At 67.9% G+C, this 23,595-nt stretch carries 21 protein-coding genes and 1 riboswitch; of the genes, 6 read left to right on the top strand and 15 right to left on the bottom strand.

Going from position 1 to position 23,595, the window contains the following annotated elements; genetic code table 11:
* Positions 1-505 precede the first annotated feature (505 nt).
* From ACFU4Z_RS32255 to bioB, 4 genes are all read right to left on the bottom strand, one after another.
* Entirely contained in the window at positions 506-1,042 is a 537-nt protein-coding gene (locus tag ACFU4Z_RS32255; protein WP_379070780.1) for a DUF1353 domain-containing protein, read from the bottom strand.
* A gap of 96 nt (positions 1,043-1,138) precedes the next feature.
* Positions 1,139-1,816 carry a DUF2567 domain-containing protein gene (locus ACFU4Z_RS32250; protein WP_379070777.1) on the bottom strand — a complete coding sequence of 226 codons (678 nt, stop codon included), beginning with the start codon at positions 1,814-1,816 and terminating at the stop codon, positions 1,139-1,141.
* Positions 1,816-2,031, bottom strand: a complete 216-nt coding sequence (locus ACFU4Z_RS32245; protein WP_379070776.1) for a hypothetical protein — start codon at positions 2,029-2,031, stop codon at positions 1,816-1,818. The genes ACFU4Z_RS32250 and ACFU4Z_RS32245 overlap by 1 nt, the downstream gene beginning before the upstream one ends.
* A 10-nt stretch (positions 2,032-2,041) precedes the next feature.
* Positions 2,042-3,055, bottom strand: coding sequence for a biotin synthase BioB (bioB, locus tag ACFU4Z_RS32240; RefSeq protein ID WP_379070774.1), 1,014 nt, complete (start codon positions 3,053-3,055; stop codon positions 2,042-2,044).
* Between the two features lie 135 nt (positions 3,056-3,190).
* Here bioB and ACFU4Z_RS32235 point away from each other — a divergent pair, with 135 nt between their 5' ends.
* The gene (locus tag ACFU4Z_RS32235; protein WP_379070771.1) at positions 3,191-3,775 is read left to right on the top strand and encodes a TetR/AcrR family transcriptional regulator C-terminal domain-containing protein; all 585 of its coding nucleotides are present in this window, start codon (positions 3,191-3,193) and stop codon (positions 3,773-3,775) included.
* 203 nt (positions 3,776-3,978) lie between these two features.
* On the opposite strand, the gene ACFU4Z_RS32230 is transcribed toward ACFU4Z_RS32235, so the two are convergent.
* From ACFU4Z_RS32230 to ACFU4Z_RS32205, 6 genes are all read right to left on the bottom strand, one after another.
* Positions 3,979-5,229 (bottom strand): MFS transporter, encoded by a 1,251-nt coding sequence (locus ACFU4Z_RS32230; RefSeq protein WP_379070768.1) that lies wholly within the window; start codon positions 5,227-5,229, stop codon positions 3,979-3,981.
* A gap of 55 nt (positions 5,230-5,284) precedes the next feature.
* Positions 5,285-6,634: an LLM class flavin-dependent oxidoreductase gene (locus ACFU4Z_RS32225; protein ID WP_379070766.1), complete on the bottom strand. Its 1,350-nt coding sequence runs from the start codon at positions 6,632-6,634 to the stop codon at positions 5,285-5,287.
* On the bottom strand, positions 6,631-7,386 hold the full coding sequence (locus tag ACFU4Z_RS32220; protein WP_379070763.1) for an ABC transporter ATP-binding protein: 756 nt from the start codon (positions 7,384-7,386) through the stop codon (positions 6,631-6,633). The genes ACFU4Z_RS32225 and ACFU4Z_RS32220 overlap by 4 nt, the downstream gene beginning before the upstream one ends.
* On the bottom strand, positions 7,362-8,225 hold the full coding sequence (locus ACFU4Z_RS32215) for an ABC transporter permease (RefSeq protein ID WP_379070760.1): 864 nt from the start codon (positions 8,223-8,225) through the stop codon (positions 7,362-7,364). Before ACFU4Z_RS32215 ends, ACFU4Z_RS32220 begins: the two co-directional genes overlap by 25 nt.
* On the bottom strand, positions 8,225-9,319 hold the full coding sequence (locus tag ACFU4Z_RS32210; protein ID WP_379070757.1) for an ABC transporter substrate-binding protein: 1,095 nt from the start codon (positions 9,317-9,319) through the stop codon (positions 8,225-8,227). The genes ACFU4Z_RS32215 and ACFU4Z_RS32210 overlap by 1 nt, the downstream gene beginning before the upstream one ends.
* Before the next feature lie 75 nt (positions 9,320-9,394).
* On the bottom strand, positions 9,395-10,561 hold the full coding sequence (locus ACFU4Z_RS32205; protein WP_379070754.1) for an alpha/beta fold hydrolase: 1,167 nt from the start codon (positions 10,559-10,561) through the stop codon (positions 9,395-9,397).
* 111 nt (positions 10,562-10,672) lie between these two features.
* Positions 10,673-10,736: riboswitch (cobalamin riboswitch) on the top strand.
* Positions 10,737-11,044: 308 nt separating this feature from the next.
* Here ACFU4Z_RS32205 and ACFU4Z_RS32200 point away from each other — a divergent pair.
* Together ACFU4Z_RS32200 and ACFU4Z_RS32195 are read left to right on the top strand one after the other, a co-directional pair.
* Positions 11,045-11,995, top strand: a complete 951-nt coding sequence (locus ACFU4Z_RS32200) for a sigma-70 family RNA polymerase sigma factor (RefSeq protein ID WP_379070751.1) — start codon at positions 11,045-11,047, stop codon at positions 11,993-11,995.
* On the top strand, positions 11,992-12,549 hold the full coding sequence (locus tag ACFU4Z_RS32195) for a maleylpyruvate isomerase family mycothiol-dependent enzyme (protein ID WP_379070749.1): 558 nt from the start codon (positions 11,992-11,994) through the stop codon (positions 12,547-12,549). The genes ACFU4Z_RS32200 and ACFU4Z_RS32195 overlap by 4 nt, the downstream gene beginning before the upstream one ends.
* A gap of 262 nt (positions 12,550-12,811) precedes the next feature.
* Here ACFU4Z_RS32195 and bioD read toward each other — a convergent pair whose 3' ends face one another.
* The 4 genes from bioD to ACFU4Z_RS32175 form a co-directional block, all read right to left on the bottom strand.
* Entirely contained in the window at positions 12,812-13,474 is a 663-nt protein-coding gene (gene bioD, locus ACFU4Z_RS32190) for a dethiobiotin synthase (protein WP_379070746.1), read from the bottom strand.
* A gap of 124 nt (positions 13,475-13,598) precedes the next feature.
* Positions 13,599-14,753: an 8-amino-7-oxononanoate synthase gene (locus ACFU4Z_RS32185; RefSeq protein WP_379070743.1), complete on the bottom strand. Its 1,155-nt coding sequence runs from the start codon at positions 14,751-14,753 to the stop codon at positions 13,599-13,601.
* An 88-nt stretch (positions 14,754-14,841) separates the two neighbouring features.
* Positions 14,842-16,113, bottom strand: coding sequence for an adenosylmethionine--8-amino-7-oxononanoate transaminase (locus ACFU4Z_RS32180; RefSeq protein WP_379071016.1), 1,272 nt, complete (start codon positions 16,111-16,113; stop codon positions 14,842-14,844).
* A 389-nt stretch (positions 16,114-16,502) separates the two neighbouring features.
* On the bottom strand, positions 16,503-16,961 hold the full coding sequence (locus ACFU4Z_RS32175) for a MarR family winged helix-turn-helix transcriptional regulator (protein ID WP_379070740.1): 459 nt from the start codon (positions 16,959-16,961) through the stop codon (positions 16,503-16,505).
* Positions 16,962-16,991: 30 nt separating this feature from the next.
* On the opposite strand from ACFU4Z_RS32175, the gene ACFU4Z_RS32170 reads away from it, so the two are divergent.
* From ACFU4Z_RS32170 to treY, 3 genes are read left to right on the top strand one after another with little or no spacing between them, the layout of a single operon-like run.
* Positions 16,992-17,540, top strand: a complete 549-nt coding sequence (locus tag ACFU4Z_RS32170; protein WP_379070737.1) for a cupin domain-containing protein — start codon at positions 16,992-16,994, stop codon at positions 17,538-17,540.
* A 59-nt stretch (positions 17,541-17,599) separates the two neighbouring features.
* Positions 17,600-19,720 carry a glycogen debranching protein GlgX gene (gene glgX, locus ACFU4Z_RS32165; protein WP_379070735.1) on the top strand — a complete coding sequence of 707 codons (2,121 nt, stop codon included), beginning with the start codon at positions 17,600-17,602 and terminating at the stop codon, positions 19,718-19,720.
* Between the two features lie 11 nt (positions 19,721-19,731).
* A complete protein-coding gene (treY, locus tag ACFU4Z_RS32160) occupies positions 19,732-22,155 on the top strand; it encodes a malto-oligosyltrehalose synthase (RefSeq protein ID WP_379070732.1) in 2,424 nt (807 codons plus the stop codon).
* Here the strand turns inward: treY and ACFU4Z_RS32155 are convergent.
* The gene (locus tag ACFU4Z_RS32155) at positions 22,075-23,307 is read right to left on the bottom strand and encodes a DUF2235 domain-containing protein (RefSeq protein WP_379070729.1); all 1,233 of its coding nucleotides are present in this window, start codon (positions 23,305-23,307) and stop codon (positions 22,075-22,077) included. The genes treY and ACFU4Z_RS32155 overlap by 81 nt on opposite strands.
* Positions 23,308-23,595: the final 288 nt, after the last annotated feature.

The following is a 23,595-nucleotide window of genomic DNA, read 5'->3' as shown; positions in this document are numbered from 1 at the left end:
GCCCCCGGCCCGCGCGCCCACGAATATTTTACGCCGCCCCCCCCCACCCGGGGCGGCCCCGGGCCCGCCCCGCCGCGCCCCCCCCCGCGGCAGCGGATATCGCTGATTCCGAAGAACCCCCTGCGTTCTCGGAAGCGGTGACATCCGCCGTGTCAGGGCCGCGTTCGGAACCCGTGGCACCGTAGGCATATTCGGAGCGGACCGAGCTTTGGCGCTGCTCGATATCGATGCCGCCACAGACTGCCGGACCGGCGGGCTCGACGTCGGAGCGATCGCCTCCGACCCGCATCGAGCGTAGGCGGCTTGCCGCACGCCGATGGACGACTCCACCATCGGATGCGGTGAATGTGCAGCTGAAAAGGTCGGAGATCGTTTCCGGACCGGAAGATTCAGTCAGTTCGCCGACCGCAGTGCGACCGCGTTCGGCTCGTTCCCGACGGCGCTGCGCGCGCGTTCCCAGTAGGCGGCGAGCGCGGGTGAGTTCGGCGTAGCGCCGGCCGACAGGTCAGGCCGTCTTCATCTGCGGCGTCGGCGGTGGCGGCGCAGGCGCGCGGCGCCCGATGGCGGCAACGCCCCAGAACAGCAGCTCCACCAGCCAGAACAACAGGAGAAACAGCTGCACGACGGTCGCCGGAATGACGAGGAACGGGACTGCCAACGCGGCGATCAGCACGAAGCGGGCAATATCCAGCGGGTCTGCGCCACGCAGGCGGCTGCCCAGACGCACTGCGGCCCACATCATCCAGCGACGCGGCACCGACACGCCCGCCTCGTGTAACGCGCGCCGGAAAATTCCGTCCGCGTCGGCCACACCCACCACGCCGGAGCTACGCAGGTAGTCGTGCAGAATGGCGGCTCTGGTGTAGGCGCCGTAGCGGGGTATCAACCAGACGAACGCGCGCGGCACCGACGCGAAATCGGTGCGGAAGCCTTCGGGGATAACGAATTCCTCGTCCGCGCCGTGATAAACCAGCGGCGCGGCCACCCGCCAGAACTTCGCGTCGAGCTCCTCGACGACAGGCCCGTTACCGACGAACGCCACGACCCGTTCCTCTCTGAACGCAGAGCGTGTCCCAACAATTCTAGGTTGTCGTGGTACTTCCGCGCCGACCCCACAGGCAACAGTTCGGCCACCGCGTCAGTAGGTGGGACGAGACTTCGGCATCGAACCGGATCCGGGCTCGCGGGTCGGCCCGTACTCACCGTGGCGGACGGCCCCATTACCCGCATGCTCGGCGATGTAGGGCCGGTAAACGCTTGCCCCGGAGAAGAATCGATCGTCGACCGGCCTGTTCTCCCCGAACGGTCCGCTGAATCCGGTACCGAGATCGTCCGACGGGTAGAGCGCGGCGACGAACAACACCACCAGTGACGCCAGCAGCGGCTGCACGATCAGTGCCAGCCAGCTGCTCACCTCCGTAGGCAACGCCACGATCTGCCCGACGGGCGGATCGTGCGGACGCGGATGTTGCCAACGGGTGAGCTGCTCGCCCACCCAGGACATCGCGAACGCACCGGCGAGAGACCCGGCCAGCAGCCCGAGTTGCACGATCGGCCCTCGCACCGCACGCCACCGCCACGCACCCACCGCGGACAGCACGCCGGTCACCGCGCCGATGCACACGAAGATCGCCAACGCATCGAACTGATGCGTGCTTTCCCCGGTCAGTGCAGAGCCGCGGCCGGGCTGCACCACGAGCAGTTGCTCGGTCGGCGCCAGCCAACTCCACACGACGCCGCCGAGCACGCTGAGCAGCAACACCGCGAAGCAGATGACCACCGCCGCGCGCACCTCACGCCGGATCCCCGCGACCACTAGCGGCGTTCCAGACTCGCCGAGTCGAGCACGCCGTGCCGTGAGCACTTCGCCCACCAGCCGTCCGGGCTCACCTGCACGACCATCCGGCGACCGCACTCCGCACAGAAGCGCGGCGGTTCCAGCCCCATTGCAGCAGCGGTCGGCACCGGGTCATCCAGACCCGGCACGATCCGCTTGCCGGTGAACGGGTTGTAGCGCTCGTCCATATCCATGACAGTACTGTCAGAGCGTTTCGTTGAGCGCTTTGATGGGCATCTTCAACTCACCGAGCAGATCCAGGTCCGCTTCGGCGGGCCTTCCGAGGGTGGTCAGGTAGTTGCCGACGATGACGGCGTTGATGCCGCCGAGGATGCCCTGCTTGGCGCCGAGGTCGCCGAGGGTGATCTCGCGGCCGCCCGCGAAGCGAAGCATGGTGCGCGGCAACGCGAGCCGGAACGCCGCGACTGCGCGCAGCGCGTCGGCGGCGGGCAGCACTTCGAGGTCGCCGAAAGGGGTGCCGGGGCGCGGGTTGAGGAAGTTCAGCGGGACCTCGTCGGGCTCGAGCTTGGCGAGATCGGCGGCGAATTCGGCGCGCTGCTCCAGGCTTTCGCCCATGCCGAGGATGCCGCCGCAGCACACCTCCATGCCCGCTTCGCGCACCATGCGCAGGGTGTCCCAGCGCTCTTCCCAGCTGTGCGTGGTGACCACGTTCGGGAAGTGCGAACGGGAGGTCTCCAGGTTGTGGTTGTAGCGGTGCACGCCCATGGCGGCCAGCTGGTCGACCTGCTCCTGGGTAAGCATGCCCAGCGAGCAGGCGACCTGGATGTCGACCTCGTTGCGGATGGCCTCGACGCCCGCGGCAACCTGCGCCATCAGCCGCTCGTCCGGGCCACGGACGGCGGCGACGATGCAGAACTCGGTGGCGCCGGACTTAGCGGTCTGCTTGGCCGCCTCGACGAGGCTGGGGATATCGAGCCAGGCGGCGCGCACCGGCGACTGGAACAGGCCGGACTGGGAGCAGAAGTGGCAGTCTTCCGGGCAACCGCCGGTCTTGAGGCTGATGATGCCCTCGACCTCGACCTCAGGGCCGCACCACTTCATGCGCACCTCGTGCGCGAGGGCCAGTAGGTCTTCGAGCCGATCGTCGCCGAGCCGCAGCACCTCTAGGGTCTGCTCCTGGGTCAGGCCGACCCCACGCTCGAGCACCTGCTCGCGGGCAATGGCCAAGATATCGGTCTGAACGGGTGCCTGGGTCACTGCACGAATCCCTTCGTCCGGTGCAGTACACGGTCGATCCGCTGGGGTTCACCCCAGGTGGCCGTGCAACTTGAACGGTGTTCAGGCTAGGGTAATGGTAAGAGTGAGTCAAAACACGACGGGGAAGGAATCCGGGTGCAACTGCACAGAGCGGACGTGGTCGACGGCGCTGTCGCCATTCTCGACCACTACGGTCTCGCCGATCTGACCATGCGCAGGCTCGCGGGCTCACTACAGGTGCAGCCCGGGGCCCTGTACTGGCACTTCCCCAATAAACAGGCATTGCTCGGCGCGGTCGCCGACAAGATCCTCGCGCCGATGGACGAGCCGATCGACGCGATCGAATGGTCGGGCCAGATCACCGAACTCGCGCATCGGCTGCGCGACTGCCTGCTGGCCTACCGCGACGGCGCCGAACTGGTCTCAGCCACCTACGCCTCCCGCCTCACCACGAACAAAGGCCGGGAACGCCTGGTGAGCGCGGCAATCCGCGCAGGCATGCCCCGCCACGAAGCCGAACTGGCCGCCTACACCCTGCTGTATTACGTCCTCGGCCAAACAGTCGACGAACAGTCCAGAATGCAAATGGACTCGGTCGGCGCCCTCCCCGAGAACGCCTCCCCCCTCGACGAAACCCCCGACGCCACCGCCCGTTTCGACTTCGGCCTGCAACTGTTCATCGGCGGCGTCCGTCACCTCCTCGGCACCCGCGTCCGCTGACCGCGAACCGCACCTGGTTCTGCCCGACGAACCGAACGGCCGAATACCGCAAAACCGGTTGAACCAGGACGACTTCGCACCAGGCGACCGGGTGGATTTCGCGCAGCGCGCTACCGGATCTCACCCTGCCTGCCGGGCAGTGGACCGCCCACATGCGGCACATAGTCGCGGCGGCACGCCGAGGCGCCTCCACGGTGTGCCACTCATGAGACTTGTTCGGTCGGGTGCGGCGTTGCGCTCGAAACCTGGGCGTTGTGACGCCCAAGCGCCGGCGCGGGGCCGGGGAACCAGCGGTGCATGGCGGCGGCTCCCGCGGTGGCCGCGGCGGCGAGGGCGATTGCCGCGACGCCGAGAACTGTTGCGGCGCTGATCAGCCCGACGGCGATCGGGCCGACGAACGAGCCGATGTCGTGGGTGAGGCGCCAGGCGCCGAGGAATTCGGCGCGTTGCCCCTCAGGGGCGACGTCGGTGCCGACGGTCATGATCAGGCCGTTGCTCACGCCGTTGGCGAGGCCGAGCAGCACCGCTACGCCGGCGAGTTCCAGTGCCGACGAGGCGAAGGGGATGGCGGCGTATCCGGCGGCGAACAGCAGCATCGACGGGACACCGGTGGCGCGGCGGCCGTAGCGGTCCAACCAGACGCCCGCGGGATAGGACATCAACACGTCCATCGCCCCGGCGAGGCCGAACACCAGGCTGGTGGTCGACGGACTTGCGCCGATGTGCGCCGCCCACAGCGGAAGCAGTGCCACCCGTGCTGCCCGTGCGGCACCGACCAGCAAAGCCGCTGAGCCGAGTGTGCCGAGCACTCTGCGGTTTTCGACAACCACGGAACGCAAGCTGTGGCCGCCGGGATGCGAGTCGTCGAGGTCGGTCGAACGGATGGCGACCATGGCGGCACCGGCCAGGACGGTGGTCGCCAGCTGTAACCACAGCGCCCCGTTCGGCCCCATCGCATGGACCAGCACCGCACCGAGGAACGGACCGCAGAAGAACCCGAGCCGCGACGCCCCGGCCAGCGTGGACAACGCTCGCCCGCGATCTGCCGGGTCGACGACGGCGACAACATACGACTGCCGCGCCAGCCCCCACACCGCACCGGCGGCCCCGTTGAACAGCATGCCCACCGCCAGCACACCGACATTCGGGGCACAGATCGCGCACAGCACCCCCACCACCCCGAGCGCCGACCCCAGACCGATCGCGCCACGCTCCCCTATCCGCGCGACAACCTGCCCGGCAGGCAGGTCCGCCAACACCATGCCCAGCCCGCTGAGCGCGACGATCATGCCGGCGACACCGATGGACGCCCCCAAATCCAACGCGCGCAGCGCGTACATCGGCGCCGCCGCACCGGAACCGATGCCGTAGCACACCATCGGGACGAACACCGTCCATACCAAGGTGCGCAGACGCACCGATGACGGCGCGGGCCAATCAGACCCGGTACTCACAGCGCGCCTGATCCGGTGCGAGCTGGACTGGGACAGTCGAGTTCTCCTGGCCCGCTCACGGGGCCAAGGCGGGGCGGCGGGCGAATTGGCTTTCGGGGCGAGGCAGGCCGAAGTGGTCGCGGAGAGTGGTGCCGGTGTACTCGGTGCGGAAGAGGCCGCGCTGCTGCAGGATCGGGACCACGGTTTCCGCGAAGACCTCCAGACCGCCGGGGTAGTAGGGCGGCATGACATTGAAGCCGTCGGCGGCGCCGTTGCGGAACCATTCCTCGATGGTGTCGGCCACCTGCTCCGGCGTGCCCGCGAATACGCGATGCCCGCGGGCGCCTGCGAGGCGGTGCAGCAGGCCGCGGACGGTGGGGCGTTCGCGCTGCACGATGCCTGCGACGACCTGCAGGCGGCTACGGGCGTTGTCGGTGACATCGCCTGCGTCGCTGAATAATTCGACGGGCACCGGCTCATCGAGCGCGAGGTGGCGCAGGCTCTTGCCCGCGATGCCCTCCAACTGCTTCAGGCCGTACTCGGGGACGGTGAGCTCGTTGAACTCCCGTTCCAGCTTCTTGGCGGCCGCCTCGGTGTCGGCGATGAAAGGGCTGATGCCGGGCAGGATCTTGATGTGGTCGGCGTCGCGACCGAATTCCCTGGCCTTCGCCTTGATATCGGCATAGAAAGCCTGCGCGTCTTCGAGGCGCTGGTGCGCGGTGAAGATCGCTTCGGCGTACTTGCCCGCGAACGCGCGGCCGTCATTGGACGCCCCGGCCTGCACCAGCACCGGATACCCCTGCGGTGTGCGCGGCGCATTGAACGGCCCACGCACCTTCAGGTGTTCGCCGACGAAGTCGATCGGATGGATCTTGTCCGGGTCGGCGTAGATCCCTGCCGCCTGGTCGAGCACGATCGCGTCGTCCTCCCAGCTGTCCCACAGTGCGACGACCGCGTCCACGAACTCTCTGGCTCGTGCGTAGCGCTCGGCATGCGACGGATGCTCGGCGAGGCCGAAATTGGCTGCGGCGAGGTCGGTTCCGGTGGTGACGATATTCCACCCGGCCCGGCCGCCGGAGATGTGGTCCAGGGTGGAGAACAGCCTGGCGAGGTTGTAGGGCTCGTAGTAGGTGGTCGAGGCGGTCGCGATCAGGCCGAGGTGGGTCGTCGCCGTGGCGATGGCGGTGAGCAGCGTGATCGGCTCCAGCCCCGAGCCCGCGTTGTGCTTGACATTGGTACGCAGCGCAGGACCGTCGGCGAAGAACACCGCGTCGAGTTTCGCGGCTTCGGCGGTGCGGCCGATCTCCTGGTAATAGGCGACGTCGTAGATCCGGCCCGGCTGACTGTCGGGGTGCCGCCACGCCGCCTCGTGATGCCCGGAGGGGTAGATGAACGCATTGAGGCTGAGTTGACGCGGTGAGGTCATGACGCTTTCTTCTCTTCGTCGATGTGTGGTGTCGTGGTGTCGACGCCGAGGCTGGCCAGCAGCAATTCCCGCAGCCGAGTGAAGCCGGGATCGCTGTGGCGGCGTGGCCGTGCCAGGTCGATGTGGTGATCCAGGGCGATTCGCCCTTCGTCCAGGACCAGCACGCGGTCGGCGAGCAGCACGGCTTCGTCGACATCGTGGGTCACCAGCAGCACCGCGGGCTTGTGCTCGGCGCACAGATCCTGCAGCAGCGCATGCATTTTGATGCGGGTGAGCGCGTCGAGGGCACCGAAAGGTTCGTCGGCCAGCAGCAGTTCCGGCTCCCTGACCAGCGAGCGCGCCAGCGCGACCCGCTGCTGCTCGCCGCCGGAAAGCTCCTTGGGCCACGCCTTTTCCCGACCGGCAAGGCCGACCTCGGCCAGCGCGGTGCGCCCGCGATCGGCGGCTCCGGCACCGGAGAGGCCCAGAGTCACGTTGTCCAGCAACCGAATCCACGGCAGCAGCCGCGAATCCTGGAAAACCACGGCGCGTTCGGTCGGAACCGTCAGCTCGCCGGATCCCGGCACGTCGTAGTCCAATTCGGCCAGCGCCCGCAGCAGGGTGCTCTTGCCCGAACCGCTGCGGCCGAGCAACGCGACGAATTCGCCGCGCGCGATATCGAGGTCGATGCCGCGCAAAACCGCCCGGTCACCGAACCCGCGATACAGGTCGCGGGTGCGCACTACATTCAGTCGGCCAGTGTCTGCCGCCATGACAGTGCCCTCCGTTCCACCGCGCGCACGGTGATATCGCCGAACAAACCGAGCAAGCCGTAGATCACCAGTCCGACGACGATCACATCGATCTGGCCGTAGGTGCGGGCCTGCGTCATCAGATAGCCGATGCCGCTGGTGGCATTGACCTGCTCCACGACGACGAGCGCGAGCCAGGCGATGGTCACCGCGAGCCGCAGGCCGGTGAAGAAGCCGGGCAGCGATCCGGGCAGTGCGATCCGCCGGATGAATCCCCAGCGCGAAAGCCCTACCGTCGCCGCGAGTTCCACATACCTGGAGTCGACGCTGCGCAGCTGCGCATGAGTGTTGAGGTAGATCGGAATCGCCACACTGGTGGTGATGACGAGCAGTTTCATCTCTTCGCCGATGCCGAACCACACGATGAACAGCGGGATCAGCGCCAGCGTAGGGATCGCCCGCTTGATCTGAATCGGCCCGTCCACCAAGGCTTCACCGATCCGGCTCAGCCCCGCGACCAATGCGAGCACCACCCCGATGGCGACACCGAGGCCGAGCCCGACTCCGGCGCGTTTGACGGAGGTGAGCAGGTTCGACTGCAGCCTGCCATCGGAAATCAGGTCACCGGCGGTCTCGGCGACCGTCCACGGCGCCGGCAGTGTCTCCGGATCCAGCGTGCCGGAGGCGGATCCGATCAGCCAGGCGGCGACCAGCAGCACCGGTCCGACGGCGATGCCGAACGGGATCGGCCGCCCGGGGCCGAGCCTGGGCCGACTCGGCTTGCGCCGGGCGAGCACCGGGGCGGGGGTCGTGCGGGCCCGGCCGAACCGGCCGAGCACACCCGCGTCCAAGGTGGCCATTACCGTGCCTTCGGTTCGAATGCGGCGCCGCTCTCGGTGACGGCCTGGGTGACGGGAGCGTCGAAGCGCAGGTCGAAACCGCCCGCGGCGCGTATCTTCTTCGGCAGCTCACCGGCGCCGTCGATGACATCGATGGTGGCTTGCTGGCGGTCGACGAGCGCTTGGTCCAGGTGCGGGAAGGTGTAAGTACCGAGCGATTCGACGATGCGCCGGGCGTCGTCGGCGCTGACCTTCTGGATATCGACGTAATACCGGCGCGCCCACTCATCCTGGTGGGTATTCGCCCATTGGTGCGCCCGCACGTAGGCGCCGACCAATGCGCGTGTGGCAGCGGCCTTCGCCGGGTCCTGCACGACGGCACGGCGCGCGTACAGGTAGGCCAATCCGCCGTAGATACCGTTGGTCTCGGAATCCGGGATCAGTGAGGTGCCCGGTGTGCGCAGCAGCCGGGTGACGTTCGGCTCGATCAGCGGTGCGATGTCGACCTGCCCGGTACGCACCGCGTCGAGGAACTCGGCCAGTTGCAGCCGAATCAGTTGCACGTCGCCGGTTTTCAGCCCGGCCTTGGCCAACGCGCGCAACACCGCAGCCTGCTGGGCGGTGCCTTCGGCGTAGGCGATCTTCTTACCCTTCAGATCGGCCAGCGTGGTTGCGGTCTTGCCGGGAGCCACCGCGAGCTTCAGTGCGCTCGTGCTGGTCTGGTACGACGCGACGATCGGCACGTCCTGCCCGGCCGCCAGCGCGTGGATCGGCGGGACATCGCCCACCGGCGCGACGTCGGCGGCGCCGCCACGGAAGGCCTCGAGAATCGCGGGCCCGCCGATGAAGTTGGCGAATTCGATCTTGAACGGCAACTTGTCCAGTTCGCCGGACAACCGCAGCACCGATTGCAGCCGCTCCTGCTGGTCGGCGACAACGAGTTTGGTGCCGGCGGGAATCTCGGTCGGCAGCGGGACGTCGGCGACGGTGGCGGCCGACGGCTTGTCACTGTTCGCACAGCCGGCCAGACCGAGCGTCGCAGCGCTCGCCGCGACGAGCACTGCGGCGATAGTGCGGCCACGGAGGCCGGTGAAGAACGTGCGTGGTTGGTGCATCCTGGCATTGAAGCAAGACAAATCCGAGGCGGATACGGTTACTTTCAGGCTGATTCGAGCCCTGTCCCGGCGCCGTCAGCGCGGTCCGGCCGCACTGGCCGCCGCACGGACCTGCTGCTGGAAGCGCTGCACGAACGGCAGAATCTGCTGCTCGATCACCGTGTTGTATTCACGGGGGCGCTGCATCGGGTTGGCGTGGCCGGTGTTTCGCGCCATCACCACCAGCAGTGTGCCCTCGACGCCGCCGGAGCGCTCGATCAGCACCCGGTGGGAGTATTCGACGTCGACCACCCGGTCGTTGCCGGGATTGCGCGGACGGATGAAGACGATGGCCGGGCGCGGTTTACCGTCCGCGGGGCGCGACAGTGCGCGCAGGTCGTTGAGCGCGCCGCCCGCCACGATCGCCAGGAACTGCGACTCGATGAGGCCGTTGCTCGCCGCGTCGCGGGAAAAGATCTTCTCCCGCAGCACATCCGACACCACCCCGCCCAGTTTGGCGACCCTGATGCCAGGCATCCCCGCGCCACCCCGGTCGAAGAAGCGGTCGCGGCGCGCGTAGGTTTCCACGGTCAGCCGCAACCCGCGGCTCTCCCGCGCGCCGGGCAGCCACGCCATCCAGCGCAGCATGTCCTCGCCCCGGCCGCGACTTTCCGGGCGCACCGCGTTCAGGTCCATCGGCGTGCAATCGAGGATCACCGATACCAGGCGGCGGTCGCTGCCGGTGTGGATGTGCTTGGCGACCTCCAGCGCGATCACCCCGCCCATGCTGTGCCCGACCAGCACGATGTTCTTCAGTCCCGACATCTGGGCGGCGCGGATGATCAGCTCGGCGATCACGCGGGTGTCGATGCCGCTGTTGTCGTATTTGATGGCCCACACCACGCCCATCCGGCTCAGCGAGGGCAGCGCCGCGGCGGTATTGCCGGCGTTGAGGCCGCCGAGGCCGACCATGTCGACCACGACGGTGTCCCAGTTCTCGGCGTCGGCCGGGGGCGCGACCGGCAGGACCGCAGGCTCGGTGCGCGCCAGCCTGGTCTGCTCCGGCGCGACGTCGTGCACCCAGTACTGGGCGAACAGCACAAGTCCCGCGAGCAGCAGTGCGGCGACCCGCAACAGCACCAGCCGGGTGCGGCGCAACGACTTCCACCCGTGCCCTAGGCCGGTATCCCGCAGGCGGGCTTTGCGTCGCTCGTCGTCCCAGTCCGTGACGGTGGACGGGTGCCGTTCCTCCAACGGCGACATCTCTTCACTGTAGGCACGCTTCCGGGAGGCTTGCCAGGTAAACGCGGAACACCTGCCGCACCCGAAACCCGACCGAACGGTCGAATACGACCCGCCATCCCAGGCGGGTGCGGGAATCCGGTGCAATTCCGGACGGTCGCGCCACTGTGATCGCCCTCACGGCGAAAGTCAGACCTCCCCCTAATGGACACTCTGGAGAGGCCGTGATTTGCCTGTGGAGCACCGTCGATGATCCGTGCGCGAACATCGATCGCCCTGCCCGTACTCGGCCGGTCGGGTGAGTGCTGGTCAGGGCCTCGTTTCGGCTTCTGCCACAGCGGCGAATTCGCCGAGGGAGATGCGCCGGCCGAGTTCGTTGTCATCGAGGGTGACCGGAATGTTTCCGGCACCGATGAGTTCCGAGCACGCGGACGGTCTGCATGTTCGAGGGCTTCCACGCCGCGGCCGGGGTCCGACACGAAGTAGTCCGACAAAGGGGCACCGATGGTCGACATCGACGAGTTCGCAACGCGTACGGCGCGATACCGGCGGGAATTGCTCGCGCACTGCTATCGCATGGTCGGCTCGGTGGACGACGCCGAGGATCTGGTGCAGGAGACGATGCTGCGGGCCTGGCGCGCCTACGGCGATTTCGAGGGGCGGGCGTCGATGCGGACGTGGCTGTATCGGATTGCGACCAATACCTGCCTCAACGCACTGCAGCACAGCAGTAGGCGTGTGCTGCCGTCCGGGCTGTCGGGGCCGTCGGACGATCCGGAGACCGCGCCGTTCCTCTCGAACGAGATCCCGTGGCTACAGCCGATGCCGGATGTCCGCATCGAGCCCGAGTCGTCGGATCCGGCCGCGATCGTCGCCGCGCGCGAAGGCATGCGGCTGGCGTTGATCGCCGTGTGGCAATATCTGCCGCCACGTCAGCGCGCGGTGCTGATCCTGCGGGATGTGCTGCGCTGGAAAGCATCCGAGGTGGCGGAACTCCTGGAGGTGAGTGTCACCGCGGTCAACAGCACGCTGCACCGCGCGCACGCCACCCTGCGGCAGACGGCCCCGGCATCGGCCGATTTCACCGAGCCCGACGATCCGGCCGTGCGTGCGATGCTCGACCGGTACGCGGCCGCGTTCGAGAACGCCGACATGGCGGCGCTCACCGAGCTGTTGAAAACCGATGCGGTGATCGAGATGCCGCCGATCCGCGAATGGTTCCGCGGCAACCTCCGCATCGTGCGACTGATCGACACGCGGTGCCCGGCCCGCGCAGGCGATGTGCGGATGGTGCGCACCGCCGCCAACGGGCAGCCGGCCTTCGGGTTCTACCTGCGCGGCGAGGCCCACTCGATCCATGTCCTCACCGCGACCCCGGCCGGGATCGAGCGCATCGTTTCCTTCCACGACAGCGGACTCTTCGAATACTTCGACCTGCCGAAGTCCCTGCCATGACCCGTGACCTGTTCGACCGATCGGTGCTGTACCTCCTGTGCGCCCTGCGGGGACTCGGCCCCGACCTCACCAGACCGACCCCCTGCCGCGGCTGGGACCTGCGCATGCTGCTCACGCACGTCGACGAATCGATCGCCGCCCTGCGCGAAGGAGTTGCGGGCGGGCGGATTTGCGCCGCCCCCGCCATTCGCCGTCCCGATGCCATCGCTGTCGGACATGTCCAGGCCGCCGCCACCGGCCTGCTCGGCGACCTGACCCACTGCTCCCCGAATCCCGTGCTGGTGTCCGGCACCGCGTTGCCCGCCGAAACCCTCTGTGCGGCAGGCGCTCTCGAATTGACCGTGCACGCTTGGGACATCGCCGTGGTGCACACGCCGTCGGTTCGGATACCGGACGAGCTCGCAGGCGACCTACTGGCCATCGCGGCGCAGCTCGTCCCGATCACCGGTCGATCTCCGCTGTTCGGGCCACCGGTCCACACCCGCACCACCAGACCAGGCGAACAACTGCTCGCCTACCTCGGCCGCAGACTCCCGGTGTACGTGGACAGTTGAACCCGCGGCGCTTCCCCATGCCTGGGACCAACCGCCACAGGCAAGTTTCGGCACGGGGCGCCCGCACCGTGGACCGCATGACCACCAACCCGACCTTGTCGATCCATCATCGCCCTGGACGGCTCCGGGATGGGCACGCCTCTGTGCCCAGAATGCGCACCACGGGCGAATGATCGGTTCGCGTCCGGGCGCAGCCGTGCGAGGCTCTGGTGTTTCGTCTGCCGTCGACACGAAATCCACTTCGGCCGAGCATATTCAGCCTTCACCAGGTGCGCGTGAACCATTTCGGCGCGGCGGCGGCGAAACGGTCGCGGCCCCAGGCCCCCGCGCCCGCGGGGATGGCGCCGACCACGTCGACGCCGGTGACCTCGGGCAGATCGACGCGATTGCACTCGGCGGCCAGGTCCGGGTCGGCGGGCCAAGAGCCGATCACCAGACCCGCGCAGTGCACGCCCGCAGCTTGCAGTGTGCGGGTGGTCAATTCACTGTGGTTGAGAGTGCCGAGCCCGGCGGCGACGACGACCAGAACCGGCGCGTCGAGCTTCTGCGCGAGATCGAGCAGCGTGAATTCGCCCATGCGGACCAGCAGTCCACCCGCGCCTTCGACCAGGGTGAGATCCGCGTCGGCGAGACCGTCTATCGCAGCGACGGTCTCGGCCAGGGTCAGCAGCGGCCTGCCGCAGCGACGGGCCGCGGTGTCGGGCGCCAATGGATCCGGGTAGCGGACGATTTCGAGGGTTCGGGTGACACCCGCCAGACGCTCGACTTCGGCGAGATCGCCGGGTTCGCCCGGAGCGACACCGCTTTGGGCCGGTTTGCACACCGCGACCGATCGACCGGCCGCGCAGGCGGCCGCCGCGATCGCCGCGGTCACCACGGTCTTGCCGACATCGGTGGAGGTTCCGGTGATCAACAGCGGACTCATGGCCACACCACGCCGGATACCCGGGCCGGCGAAGACTCGGACACGACCGTGTCGGAGCGCATGCCTGCCGACGGCGCGGCTGTCACCCGGCCGCCGGCCGAAGCTGCTGCGATGAACTGTTCGCTCACGCCGGCACCACGCTCAATCCGCGAGCTTCGGCCAGGACCTCGGTGAGGACGGTGGCGATGGTGTCGAGTTCGGCGGGGGTGAGGTCGGCGCGGGCGGTCAGGCGCAGCCGGGAGGTGCCCTCCGGGACCGACGGCGGACGGAAGCAGCCGACATCGAGGCCGTGGGACCGGCAGGCTCGTGCGGCATCGTAGGCGACCTGGGCCGCGCCGAGCACGACCGAGACCACCGCCGAATCCGGCGCCGCCACACCGGCGATACGGGCGATGTCGGCGGCCCGCTCGAGCACGCGGGCGGCCATCTCGGGTTCGCGGCGCAGCAATCGCAGGGCCGCGCGCGCCGCGCCGACGGCGGCAGGCGCGAGGCCGGTGTCGAAGATGAAGGTGCGTGCCGCATCGATCAGGTGCGCGCGGACCCGCGCGCTGGCCAGCACGACACCGCCTTGGGCGGCAAAGGCTTTCGAGAGGGTCGCGGTGATGACCAGATCCGGCTCCCCGGCCAGGCCCACCTCCTGCACCAGTCCGCGGCCCCCGGTGCCGCGCACGCCGAGACCGTGCGCCTCGTCCACGATCAGCACCGCGCCGTTGGCGCGGGTCACCCGGTGCAGTTCGGCCAGCGGAGCCAGGTCACCGTCGGCGCTGAACACCGAATCGGTCAGCACGAGCGCGCGTTCCTCGGTGCGGGCGGCCAGCAACCGGTCGACGGCCTCGACATCGCGGTGGGCGGCGATCTCCACCCGTGCCCGCGACAGCCGGCAGGCGTCCACCAGCGAGGCGTGACTGCCCGCGTCGGAGACGACGAGGGCGCCGCGCCCGGCCAGCGCGGTCACCGCGCCCAGATTGGCGGCGTAACCGGAGGCGAACACCAAACCGGCTTCGGCGCCGACGAATTCGGCGAGCTCGGCCTCGAGCTGTTCATGCGCTGCCGTAGTTCCGGTGACGAGCCGGGACCCGGTCGAACCGGCACCCCATTGCCGCACGGCGTCGATCGCACCCTCGACCACCTCGGGATGCCGAACCAGACCGAGATAGTCGTTGGAGGCGAGATCGATCGACGACGACTGCGGGGCCCGTGCTCGCAGTTCGCGCCGCAACCCGGCGGTCACCCGCTCTGCCGCACGCTCGTCCAACCAGCTCAACGGATCGGTAGTCACAGCTCCGAAGCATACTTGAACACCGTTCAGGTCGCCCGGTGGACCCACCATCCCTGACCGCCGTCAGTCGGCTCGTGGGTAGTTCCCGCTATGCCGACTGCGCTTCGACCGCGGCGCGCATGCCCGCCGTGATCGCCGCGACATCGTCGGACGTACTGATGAACGGCGGCATCGTGTAGACGAGGTTGCGGAAGGGGCGCAGCCAGACACCCGCGGACACCGCGGCCTCGGTCGCCGTGCGCATGTCGACCGGACCGTCGAGTTCGATGACGCCGATCGCGCCGAGCACCCTGACATCGACGACCCCGCGCAGGTCGCGGACCGGGGCGAGACCGGCGTTCAGCTCCGATTCGATACGGGCGACCTCGCCGCGCCAGTCGCGTTGCAACAGCAGCTCGATCGACGCCACGGCGACGGCACAGGCCAGCGGGTTGCCCATGAAGGTGGGCCCGTGCATCAGGCCGCCGTGTGCCGCGCTGAGAGTTTCCGCGATCTGCGCGGTGCACAGCGCTGCGGCCAATGTGAGATAGCCGCCCGTCAGCGCCTTGCCGACGCAGAGAACATCGGGGCGCACGCCCGCATGGTCGGCGGCGAAAAGCGCTCCGGTACGGCCGAATCCGGTGGCGATCTCGTCGAAGATCAGCAGCACGCCATGCTCGTCGCACAGGCGGCGCAGGTCGGCGAGGTAGCGCGGGTCGTGCCAGCGCATGCCGCCCGCACCCTGGACTACCGGCTCGACGATGACGGCCGCGAGTTCGTCGGCGTGCGCGGCCAGCGCACGGTCGAGTTCGGCGACGTAGCCGGGTTCGTAGGCGCGCGGCGGCGTCGGCACGAAGACGTGCTCGACCAGTACGTCGGTCCACAGCGAGTGCATCCCGCCGTCCGGGTCGCACACGCCCATCGGCGTGAACGTGTCACCGTGATATCCGCCGCGCCAGGTGAGCAGCCGCCGCTTGCCCGGCAGCCCGAGCGCGCGCCAATACTGCAGGCACATCTTCACCGCGACCTCGATGGACACCGATCCCGAGTCGCACAGGAACACCTTGTCCAGGCCGTCGGGGGTGTGCTCGACGAGCAGTTCCGACAGCCGGGCCGCGGGCTCGTGGGTGAGCCCGCCGAACATCACATGACTCATCCGCTGCGACTGAGCGACCAGTGCCGCGTCCAGCACCGGATGCCGGTAGCCGTGGATCGCGGCCCACCACGAGCTCATACCGTCGACGAGTTCGCGCCCGTCCGACAGGGTCAGCCGGGTCCCGGACGCGCCCGCCACCACGAGCAGCTCGGTCGTCGCGGGGAAACCACCGTAAGGATGCCAAACATGCTCGGCGTCGATGGCGGCGATCTCGCCGGGGGTCATTGCCACAGGAATCCTCGCGGTCGTGCGACTGCTCCGGCCTTCCGGAGCTGGCTTGAACGGCGTTCAAGTTACCACTCGAGCTGGGTAAGCACGACCTCGCCTTGCGACCGATGCCAGGCGGCGCCGACCGGCCCGAGGAATATCGCCGCCGTGCGCAGCGACAACGCCGATTCGGCGGTGCACAGATTCCGCGCCCCCGTACCCACTCCGCTCCGGCACCCGACCGCACAGCCACACCGCCCGCGATCAGCGGAGCGCAACCTGCTCACCGGACCGGGCGACGCGCTTCGCCTCGAGAGCGCCGCTGTCGCGACCGAGAGGACACCATGGAGTGCGCCACTCGCGATTCGCCCGCCTCCGGGTGCCACCCGCGGCACCCGGAGCCGTCGCTACGGTCCGGGCGTGAGCCGGGACGCCGCGAGGACATCGTGCGCCCGGGACAAGTGGCGCCGGAGTTCGGCCAGAGCCGTCGCGCCCATGGCATCGGCGAGAGTTCGCTCGATGCTCTCGATCCGGGCCGCGGCTACGCCGAGCGCCGCGCGACCCGCGTCGGTCATCATGACCAGCCGCGCGCGGCGGTCCTTCGGATCCGCCCGCCTCACGACCAATCCGCAGCGCTCCACATGAGTCACCAACTCCCCCATCGACTGCTGGGTCATCCCGGCAGCCTCCGCCAGCGCGGTGATGCGCGTGCCCGCCGGGTCCAGGTGCCGGAACACCACGTAGTGCGCCGGGCGTAGTTGATCGCCGAGCCGGGCGCGCAATTCCACGTTGAGCTCACGCTCGAAGGCCGTGGTGGCCAGGCTCAGCAGTTTCAGCAGGGAGTCGTTCGAGTCGACCGTTGACATATTATGAAGGTTACCTTTATATATTGAGGCATGGAAGACGCCACGACACTGACCTTCCGCAACGGACATCGCGTGACCTTCGTCGCGGAAGACGTCGACGAGCGCGGCCCCTATCTGCGGCTGAAACATCAACTGCCCGAAGCGGATCGACAGGCGGGCCCGCACTGGCATCCCGTACTCACCGAATCGTGGACGGTCCGGCACGGCCGACTGCGGTTCGTGGTCGACGGCACGCAGACCGTGCTCGGCCCCGGCGACACCCTCACGGCTCCCCCGCGCGCCGTGCACGAGTTCTGGAGCGAGGCGGCAGACACCGCGTTCGACCACGAAATCCGCCCGCCCCTTCGGCATTGGCAGATGTTCCGGCTGTGGCACAACCTGGACGCCGCGGGCCGGACCACCCGCACCCGAGTGCCACGCGACCCGCTTGCCCTGGCATTGCTGTGGGATTACCAGGACGGCTACCTGGCGGGCATTCCCGTGTGGCTCCAACGCGTCGTCCTGGGCGGACTCGCCGCCGTCGCCGAGCGCGCGGGTTACCGGCGTCGCTGGTTGAAAATCCGCCCCCACCAGCACTGACGCGCCCGGCCGCAACCACCCACATGGACGGCTGCGCGGCTGCCGCTAGTGTCGTTGACATGGCTCAGCCCGATGCAGCGCCCGGTGACGTGACACCACTCGGTGTTTGGCCCGGCACCGCCTACCCTCTGGGCGCTACCTACGATGGCGCAGGCACCAATTTTTCGGTGTTCTCCGAGGTCGCCGATGCCGTCGAGCTGAGCCTGATCGCGAGGGACGGCACCGAGACCCGGATCCCGCTGGAGGAGGTCGACACCTACGTCTGGCACGCGTACCTACCGACGATCGGACCCGGACAGCGCTACGGCTTCCGAGTGCACGGGCCGTATGACCCGAATCACGGATTACGCTGCGATCCCAGCAAATTGCTGCTCGATCCCTACGGGAAAGCTTTCGACGGCGACTTCGACAACGATCCGTCGCTCTACACCCACGGCCTGGATTCCCTGGGGCACACCATGACCGGCGTGGTGATCAACCCGTTCTTCGACTGGGGCTCCGATCGCAGGCCGAATCGGCCCTACCACGAGACGGTGCTCTACGAGGCTCACGTCAAGGGCATGACGATGACGCACCCCGACATTCCCGAGGAGTTGCGCGGCACCTACGCGGGCATCGCGCACCCGGCGATCGTCGGACATCTGAAGAGCCTCGGCATCACCGCTATCGAACTGATGCCGGTGCACCAATTCCTGCACGACCGTGTCCTGCTGGACCAGGGCCTGCGAAATTACTGGGGCTACAACAGTTTCGGCTACCTCGCCCCGCACAACGAGTACGCCGCGAGCCCGCGCGGCGGCGCCGCGGTCACCGAATTCAAGGCGATGGTGCGCGCCCTGCACGCGGAGGACATCGAGGTGATCCTCGACGTCGTCTACAACCACACCGGTGAGGGCAATCATCTCGGACCGACCCTCGCCTTCCGCGGTATCGACAACGCCGCCTACTACCGCCTCATGGACGACGACCCGTCGCGCTACATGGATTACACCGGCACCGGCAACAGCCTCAACGTGCGCCACCCCCACACACTGCAGCTGATCATGGACTCGCTGCGGTACTGGATCCTGGATATGCACGTCGACGGCTTCCGCTTCGATCTGGCCGCCACGCTGGCCCGTGAACTGCACGACGTGGACCGGCTTTCCACGTTTTTCGATCTGGTGCAACAGGATCCGGTGGTCAGTCAGGTGAAGCTGATCGCGGAACCGTGGGATGTCGGCGAAGGCGGCTATCAGGTCGGCAATTTCCCCGGCCTGTGGACCGAGTGGAACGGCAAGTACCGCGACACCGTCCGCGACTATTGGCGCGGCGAGCCCGCGACGCTCGGCGAGTTCGCCTCCCGGCTGACCGGCTCATCGGACCTGTACGAGGACACCGGCCGCAGGCCGAGCGCGAGCATCAACTTCATCACCGCGCACGACGGGTTCACGCTGCGGGATCTGGTGTCCTACAACGAGAAACACAACGAGGCCAACGGCGAGGACAACCGCGACGGCGAAAGCTGGAACCGGTCATGGAACTGCGGGGTGGAAGGACCCACCGACGACCCCGATATCCTCGCCCTGCGCGCCAAGCAAAGCCGCAACCTATTGGCCACGCTGGTGCTCAGCCAGGGAACGCCGATGCTCTCACACGGCGACGAAATCGGGCGGACGCAAGGGGGGAACAACAATGTGTACTGCCAGGACTCGCCGCTGGCCTGGATGGACTGGTCACTGATGCAGACGAATTCGGACCTGCTCGATTTCACCCGCACCGTGATCGCGCTGCGCACCGAGCACCCCATCTTCCGCCGCCGTCGATTCCTGAAGGGCAGGCCGATCCGGTCCAAGGAGCATGCCCGCGATATCGCGTGGCTCACCCCGGCGGGCGAGCAGATGACCCCTGCGGACTGGGACAGCGGATTCGGCAAGTCGTTGACGGTGTATCTCAACGGACGCGGCATACCCGAACCCGGCCCGCGTGGCGAGCACATCACCGACGATTCGTTCCTGTTGTGCTTCAACGCGCACGATTCAGCCCTCGATTTCGCCCTGCCCGGCACCGATTACGGTCTCGAGTGGAAGGTCGCGCTCGACTGCTCGATACCCGACGGCCGCTCCGAAACCGTCTACCCGGCGGCCACGACCGTCACCCTCCCCGCCCGGTGCCTGCTCGTCCTCCGTTGCACCGCATGACCGAAACGCCCATGACCGAGACACAAACACACTTCACCGATCCCATCCTCCGTGGCCGCCGACCGGCCAGGCAGACCACGGTCCGCAGCACCTACCGGCTCCAGCTGCGGCCCGATGTGCTGACTTTCACCGAGGCCCGCTCGATCGCGGAATACCTACAGCAGCTGGGTATCTCGCACCTGTACCTCTCGCCGATCCTGACCGCGGCGCAGGGCTCGACACACGGCTACGACGTCACCGACCCCACTACCGTGTCGGCGGCGCTGGGCGGCCCGGCGGGCCTCAAGGCGCTCGCCGACGAAGTACACAGTCGCGGTATGGGTTTGATCGTCGATCTGGTGCCCAACCACGTCGGTGTCGCCGACCCGCAGCAGAACCCGTGGTGGTGGGACGTGCTGCGCAACGGCCGCGAATCGAAGTTCGCGCACTTCTTCGACATCGACTGGAGCCCGGCCAACGGCGCGGGCGGACGGCTGGCGCTGCCGGTGCTGCAGAGCGAGAACGACCCGGCGGCGCTGACTGTCGACCGATCCGGTTCGGAACCGATGCTGGCGCTGCACGAGCTGCGCTTCCCCATCGCGGCGGGCACCGACGGCGACAACGCGCTGCGCATCCACGACAAACAGCACTACCGGCTGGTCAGCTGGAAGGCGGGGCTGTGCACCTACCGCCGGTTCTTCGCCGTCAGCAGCCTGGCCTCGTTGCGCCAGGAAGATCCCGAGGTCTTCGATATCACCCATCGCGAACTCGCCGCCTGGTGCGAGCACGATCTCATCGATGGTGTCCGAGTCGACCATCCGGACGGATTGTCCTACCCCGCCGCCTATCTGACGAAGCTGCGCAGGCTGATCGGACCGCACCGGCTGCTGCTGGTGGAGAAGATCCTGGCCAACCGCGAGCCGCTCGATGCGACGCTGCCGATCGACGGCACCACCGGCTATGACGCGCTCGCCGATATCGGCGGCGTGCTCATCGACCCGGACGGTGAGCCCGCGCTCACCGAACTGTCCCGGCACATCGCCGGGCACGGCAGCGACCGGGCCTGGATCGGCGAGACCGAGCACCGGATCAAACGCGCGGTCGCGGAAAGCATTCTGGCCCCGGAGGTTCGACGGTTGGTCGCCGCGGTCAAACGCGACGCGCGCGCGGAAAGCTTCGACACCATGGCGCTGACCAACGCGACCATCGAGGTGCTGGCGTTCATGCCGGTGTATCGCGTCGACTACGCGCCGCTGGCCGGGATGACCGGCGCGGTGATCGCCGAAGTCGAGAAGCGCAACACCGAGCTCACCGCACCGTTGAACATCCTCGTGTCCGCCTTGGCCGTGGAAGGCGAAGCCAGCGTACGGTTCAGTCAGGTCTGCGGCGCGCTGACCGCCAAATCCGTCGAAGACACCATGTTCTATCAGGCGGCCCGGCTGGTCTCATTGCAAGAGGTGGGCGGCAACCCGGCTCGATTCGGCCACTCGCTCAACGAGTTCCACCTGTCCAATAGCGAACGCGCGCAACGCTGGCCCGCCACCATGACCACGCTGTCCACCCACGACACCAAACGCGGCGAGGACGTGCGCGCCCGGATCGGGGTGCTGTCGCAGGTCGCCGAGACCTGGGCGCAGTCGGTCGAGTCGTGGGAGGAGCAGACGCCGGGTCCCGACGGCACGACCACACTGTTCCTGCTGCAGAACATGTTCGGTGTGTGGCCTGCCGACGGCCGCCCGGCCTCCTCGGTGTCGGGCCTGCGCGAGCGACTGCATCGGTTCGCGGAGAAGTCGATTCGCGAAGCCGGGGTGCATACCTCGTGGGAGGAGCCGGATACCGAGTTCGAGTCCTCGGTGCACGGCTGGCTGGATGCCGTGATCGACGGACCGGTCGGCTCCGAAATCGGCGACCTGGTGCACGAACTCGCGCCGCACGCCTGGTCGGATTCGTTGTCGCAGAAGCTGCTTCAGCTGTGCGGGCCCGGCATCCCGGACATCTACCAGGGCTGTGAGCTGTGGGAGGACACCCTGGTCGACCCGGACAACCGGCGGCCGGTGGACTTCGCGGCACGCGCCGGGCTGCTGCAATCGCTCACCGGCACACCGGCGTTGAACACCAACGGGGCGGCGAAGATGTGGATCGTCGCCTACGCGCTGTGGTTGCGCAGGGAGCGGCCGGACTGCTTCGTCGGCGGCACTTATCTGCCGCTGTTCGCCACCGGCGATCACGCGAGCAGGCTGGTGAGCTATGCCCGTGGCCGGGCGGGCGAGGCGCCCGAGGTGATCGTCGCCACCACCCGGCACAGCATTGGTCTCGCCGAAACCGGGTGGGGCGATACCACGCTCGAATTGCCGCAGGGCAGCTGGACCGACCGGTTAACCGGCCACACTTTCCAGGGCCGGGCTCGACTGGAAAAGCTCTTCGCCCGCTTGCCCGTCGCCCTGCTCGTCCGCTAGCAGGGCGGACATCCCACCGGTCTGCTCGACCAGGTCCGCCGGGAATAGGCCGCCGAGGTCCGCGCGCCAGCGCCGCAGATTCACCGGCCGGTAGTCCGGCTCACCCTTGGCGCTGGAGGCTATCCGGACGCACTGGTCGATCGGTGTGGCCAAGCGCCGCCAGGAATCCCAATGAAAGCGCTGGTTGCGTGGGTTACGCAGCGTCCGAAGCACATTGAGGATGCGATAGCCGATGCCGAGGGACTTGTGCAGTTCCAGATGCTTGGCGCCCTCGGCGTGGCAGCGCTTCGAAAGCCCCGACAACCGCTCCCGGTCGAAGGCGAGGCCGACCGATTCGGCCTCGGTCACCATCCACTGCAGGGTGATGTCGGACAGGCCGCACTCTTTGTAGCCGCCGCCGATATCGCTGTGCACGCCCTCGAACCAGACCTGCTTCACCCGATCGAAGTGCTTGCGGTACTTCACGTTCGGCTCGATCGGCACCTCCCAGAGGCAGGGCTCGAAGTTGCGGCGCCGCTCGTCGATCGCCAGCGCCTGGCGCGCGCAGTGCACGTTGGGCGCGAGCTTCACATCGTGGAACTTGTGCCGCAGCGAGGTCAACCCCGGCACGCCGAGCGCGCCGACGGTGTCGAACACACCGAGGAAGTCGATCTTGGCGGGGTATCTGCAGTGCTCGTCGCGGAAGTCGATCCACTCCCGCGGCTCCGGCGGATCCGGGTTCTCCGCCGTCCGCTGCGGCGCGGCGGAGCGATGAATGCGCAGCGCCTGTGGGTATTTGCCGTCGATCATCGCCTCCGGCGTCATGATCCCGATGCGGCCGATCAGTCCGGCCAGGCTGCGGGCGGTGAAGGCGCCGCGGCTGAAGCCGAAGATGTAGATCTCGTCGCCGGGTTCCCAGTTCAGCGCCAGATGCCAGTACGCGGACGACAGATTCGCCTCGAGCCCGAGCCCGAATGCGCCGCCCATCAGCCGGTCGGCGAGGAACCCGCGCGCACCCGGCCCCGACACATAGCTCACCCACTGCTGGATCGGCTCTCCGGTGGGCCCCTTGGCCTCGAATCTGATCGTCTGGGCGATCTTGATGATGTTGGATACCGTGCTGCTCGATTCGGCTTTCCAGGTGCCGTCGCAACAAACTACCAGGCGTTTCATGGGCAAATTCTCCCGCCGCATCCCCGTGTGAAACCTGCGTACTGGACTACTCGAATCATCGGGGTTCGCGCACGGGATGTTAATGAAAACAATGCATTTCAGTAGATGAAATCCCTGAGATGTCAGTGGGGAAGGCCGTGAAAAGCAGAAAAGCCCCGGCGTACCGGGGCTTTTCAGGAAGTCTCACAACCAGGTAGGGTCGCCGAACACCGCGCCCATGTCGTCGACCTCTGGTGACGTGGCAAGCACATAAGTGAATTGCCGGATATTGACGGGACCCGTGCAGGT

The organism is Nocardia sp. NPDC057440 (assembly GCF_042802915.1).
Classification (GTDB): Bacteria; Actinomycetota; Actinomycetes; order Mycobacteriales; family Mycobacteriaceae; genus Nocardia.
This window is presented reverse-complemented; position numbering and strand designations above follow the sequence as displayed.

What these genes read in the sequence shown, in the direction of transcription:
- ACFU4Z_RS32245 (WP_379070776.1), bottom strand. Translation starts at nt 2,031, where the DNA reads ATGGATATGGACGAGCGCTACAACCCGTTCACCGGCAAGCGGATCGTG.
- ACFU4Z_RS32225 (WP_379070766.1), bottom strand. Translation starts at nt 6,634, where the DNA reads ATGACCTCACCGCGTCAACTCAGCCTCAATGCGTTCATCTACCCCTCC.
- ACFU4Z_RS32220 (WP_379070763.1), bottom strand. Translation starts at nt 7,386, where the DNA reads ATGGCGGCAGACACTGGCCGACTGAATGTAGTGCGCACCCGCGACCTG.
- ACFU4Z_RS32215 (WP_379070760.1), bottom strand. Translation starts at nt 8,225, where the DNA reads ATGGCCACCTTGGACGCGGGTGTGCTCGGCCGGTTCGGCCGGGCCCGC.
- ACFU4Z_RS32210 (WP_379070757.1), bottom strand. Translation starts at nt 9,319, where the DNA reads ATGCACCAACCACGCACGTTCTTCACCGGCCTCCGTGGCCGCACTATC.
- ACFU4Z_RS32205 (WP_379070754.1), bottom strand. Translation starts at nt 10,561, where the DNA reads ATGTCGCCGTTGGAGGAACGGCACCCGTCCACCGTCACGGACTGGGAC.
- ACFU4Z_RS32200 (WP_379070751.1), top strand. Translation starts at nt 11,045, where the DNA reads ATGGTCGACATCGACGAGTTCGCAACGCGTACGGCGCGATACCGGCGG.
- ACFU4Z_RS32195 (WP_379070749.1), top strand. Translation starts at nt 11,992, where the DNA reads ATGACCCGTGACCTGTTCGACCGATCGGTGCTGTACCTCCTGTGCGCC.
- bioD (WP_379070746.1), bottom strand. Translation starts at nt 13,474, where the DNA reads ATGAGTCCGCTGTTGATCACCGGAACCTCCACCGATGTCGGCAAGACC.
- ACFU4Z_RS32180 (WP_379071016.1), bottom strand. Translation starts at nt 16,113, where the DNA reads ATGACCCCCGGCGAGATCGCCGCCATCGACGCCGAGCATGTTTGGCAT.
- ACFU4Z_RS32175 (WP_379070740.1), bottom strand. Translation starts at nt 16,961, where the DNA reads ATGTCAACGGTCGACTCGAACGACTCCCTGCTGAAACTGCTGAGCCTG.
- ACFU4Z_RS32170 (WP_379070737.1), top strand. Translation starts at nt 16,992, where the DNA reads ATGGAAGACGCCACGACACTGACCTTCCGCAACGGACATCGCGTGACC.
- glgX (WP_379070735.1), top strand. Translation starts at nt 17,600, where the DNA reads ATGGCTCAGCCCGATGCAGCGCCCGGTGACGTGACACCACTCGGTGTT.
- treY (WP_379070732.1), top strand. Translation starts at nt 19,732, where the DNA reads ATGACCGAGACACAAACACACTTCACCGATCCCATCCTCCGTGGCCGC.
- ACFU4Z_RS32155 (WP_379070729.1), bottom strand. Translation starts at nt 23,307, where the DNA reads ATGAAACGCCTGGTAGTTTGTTGCGACGGCACCTGGAAAGCCGAATCG.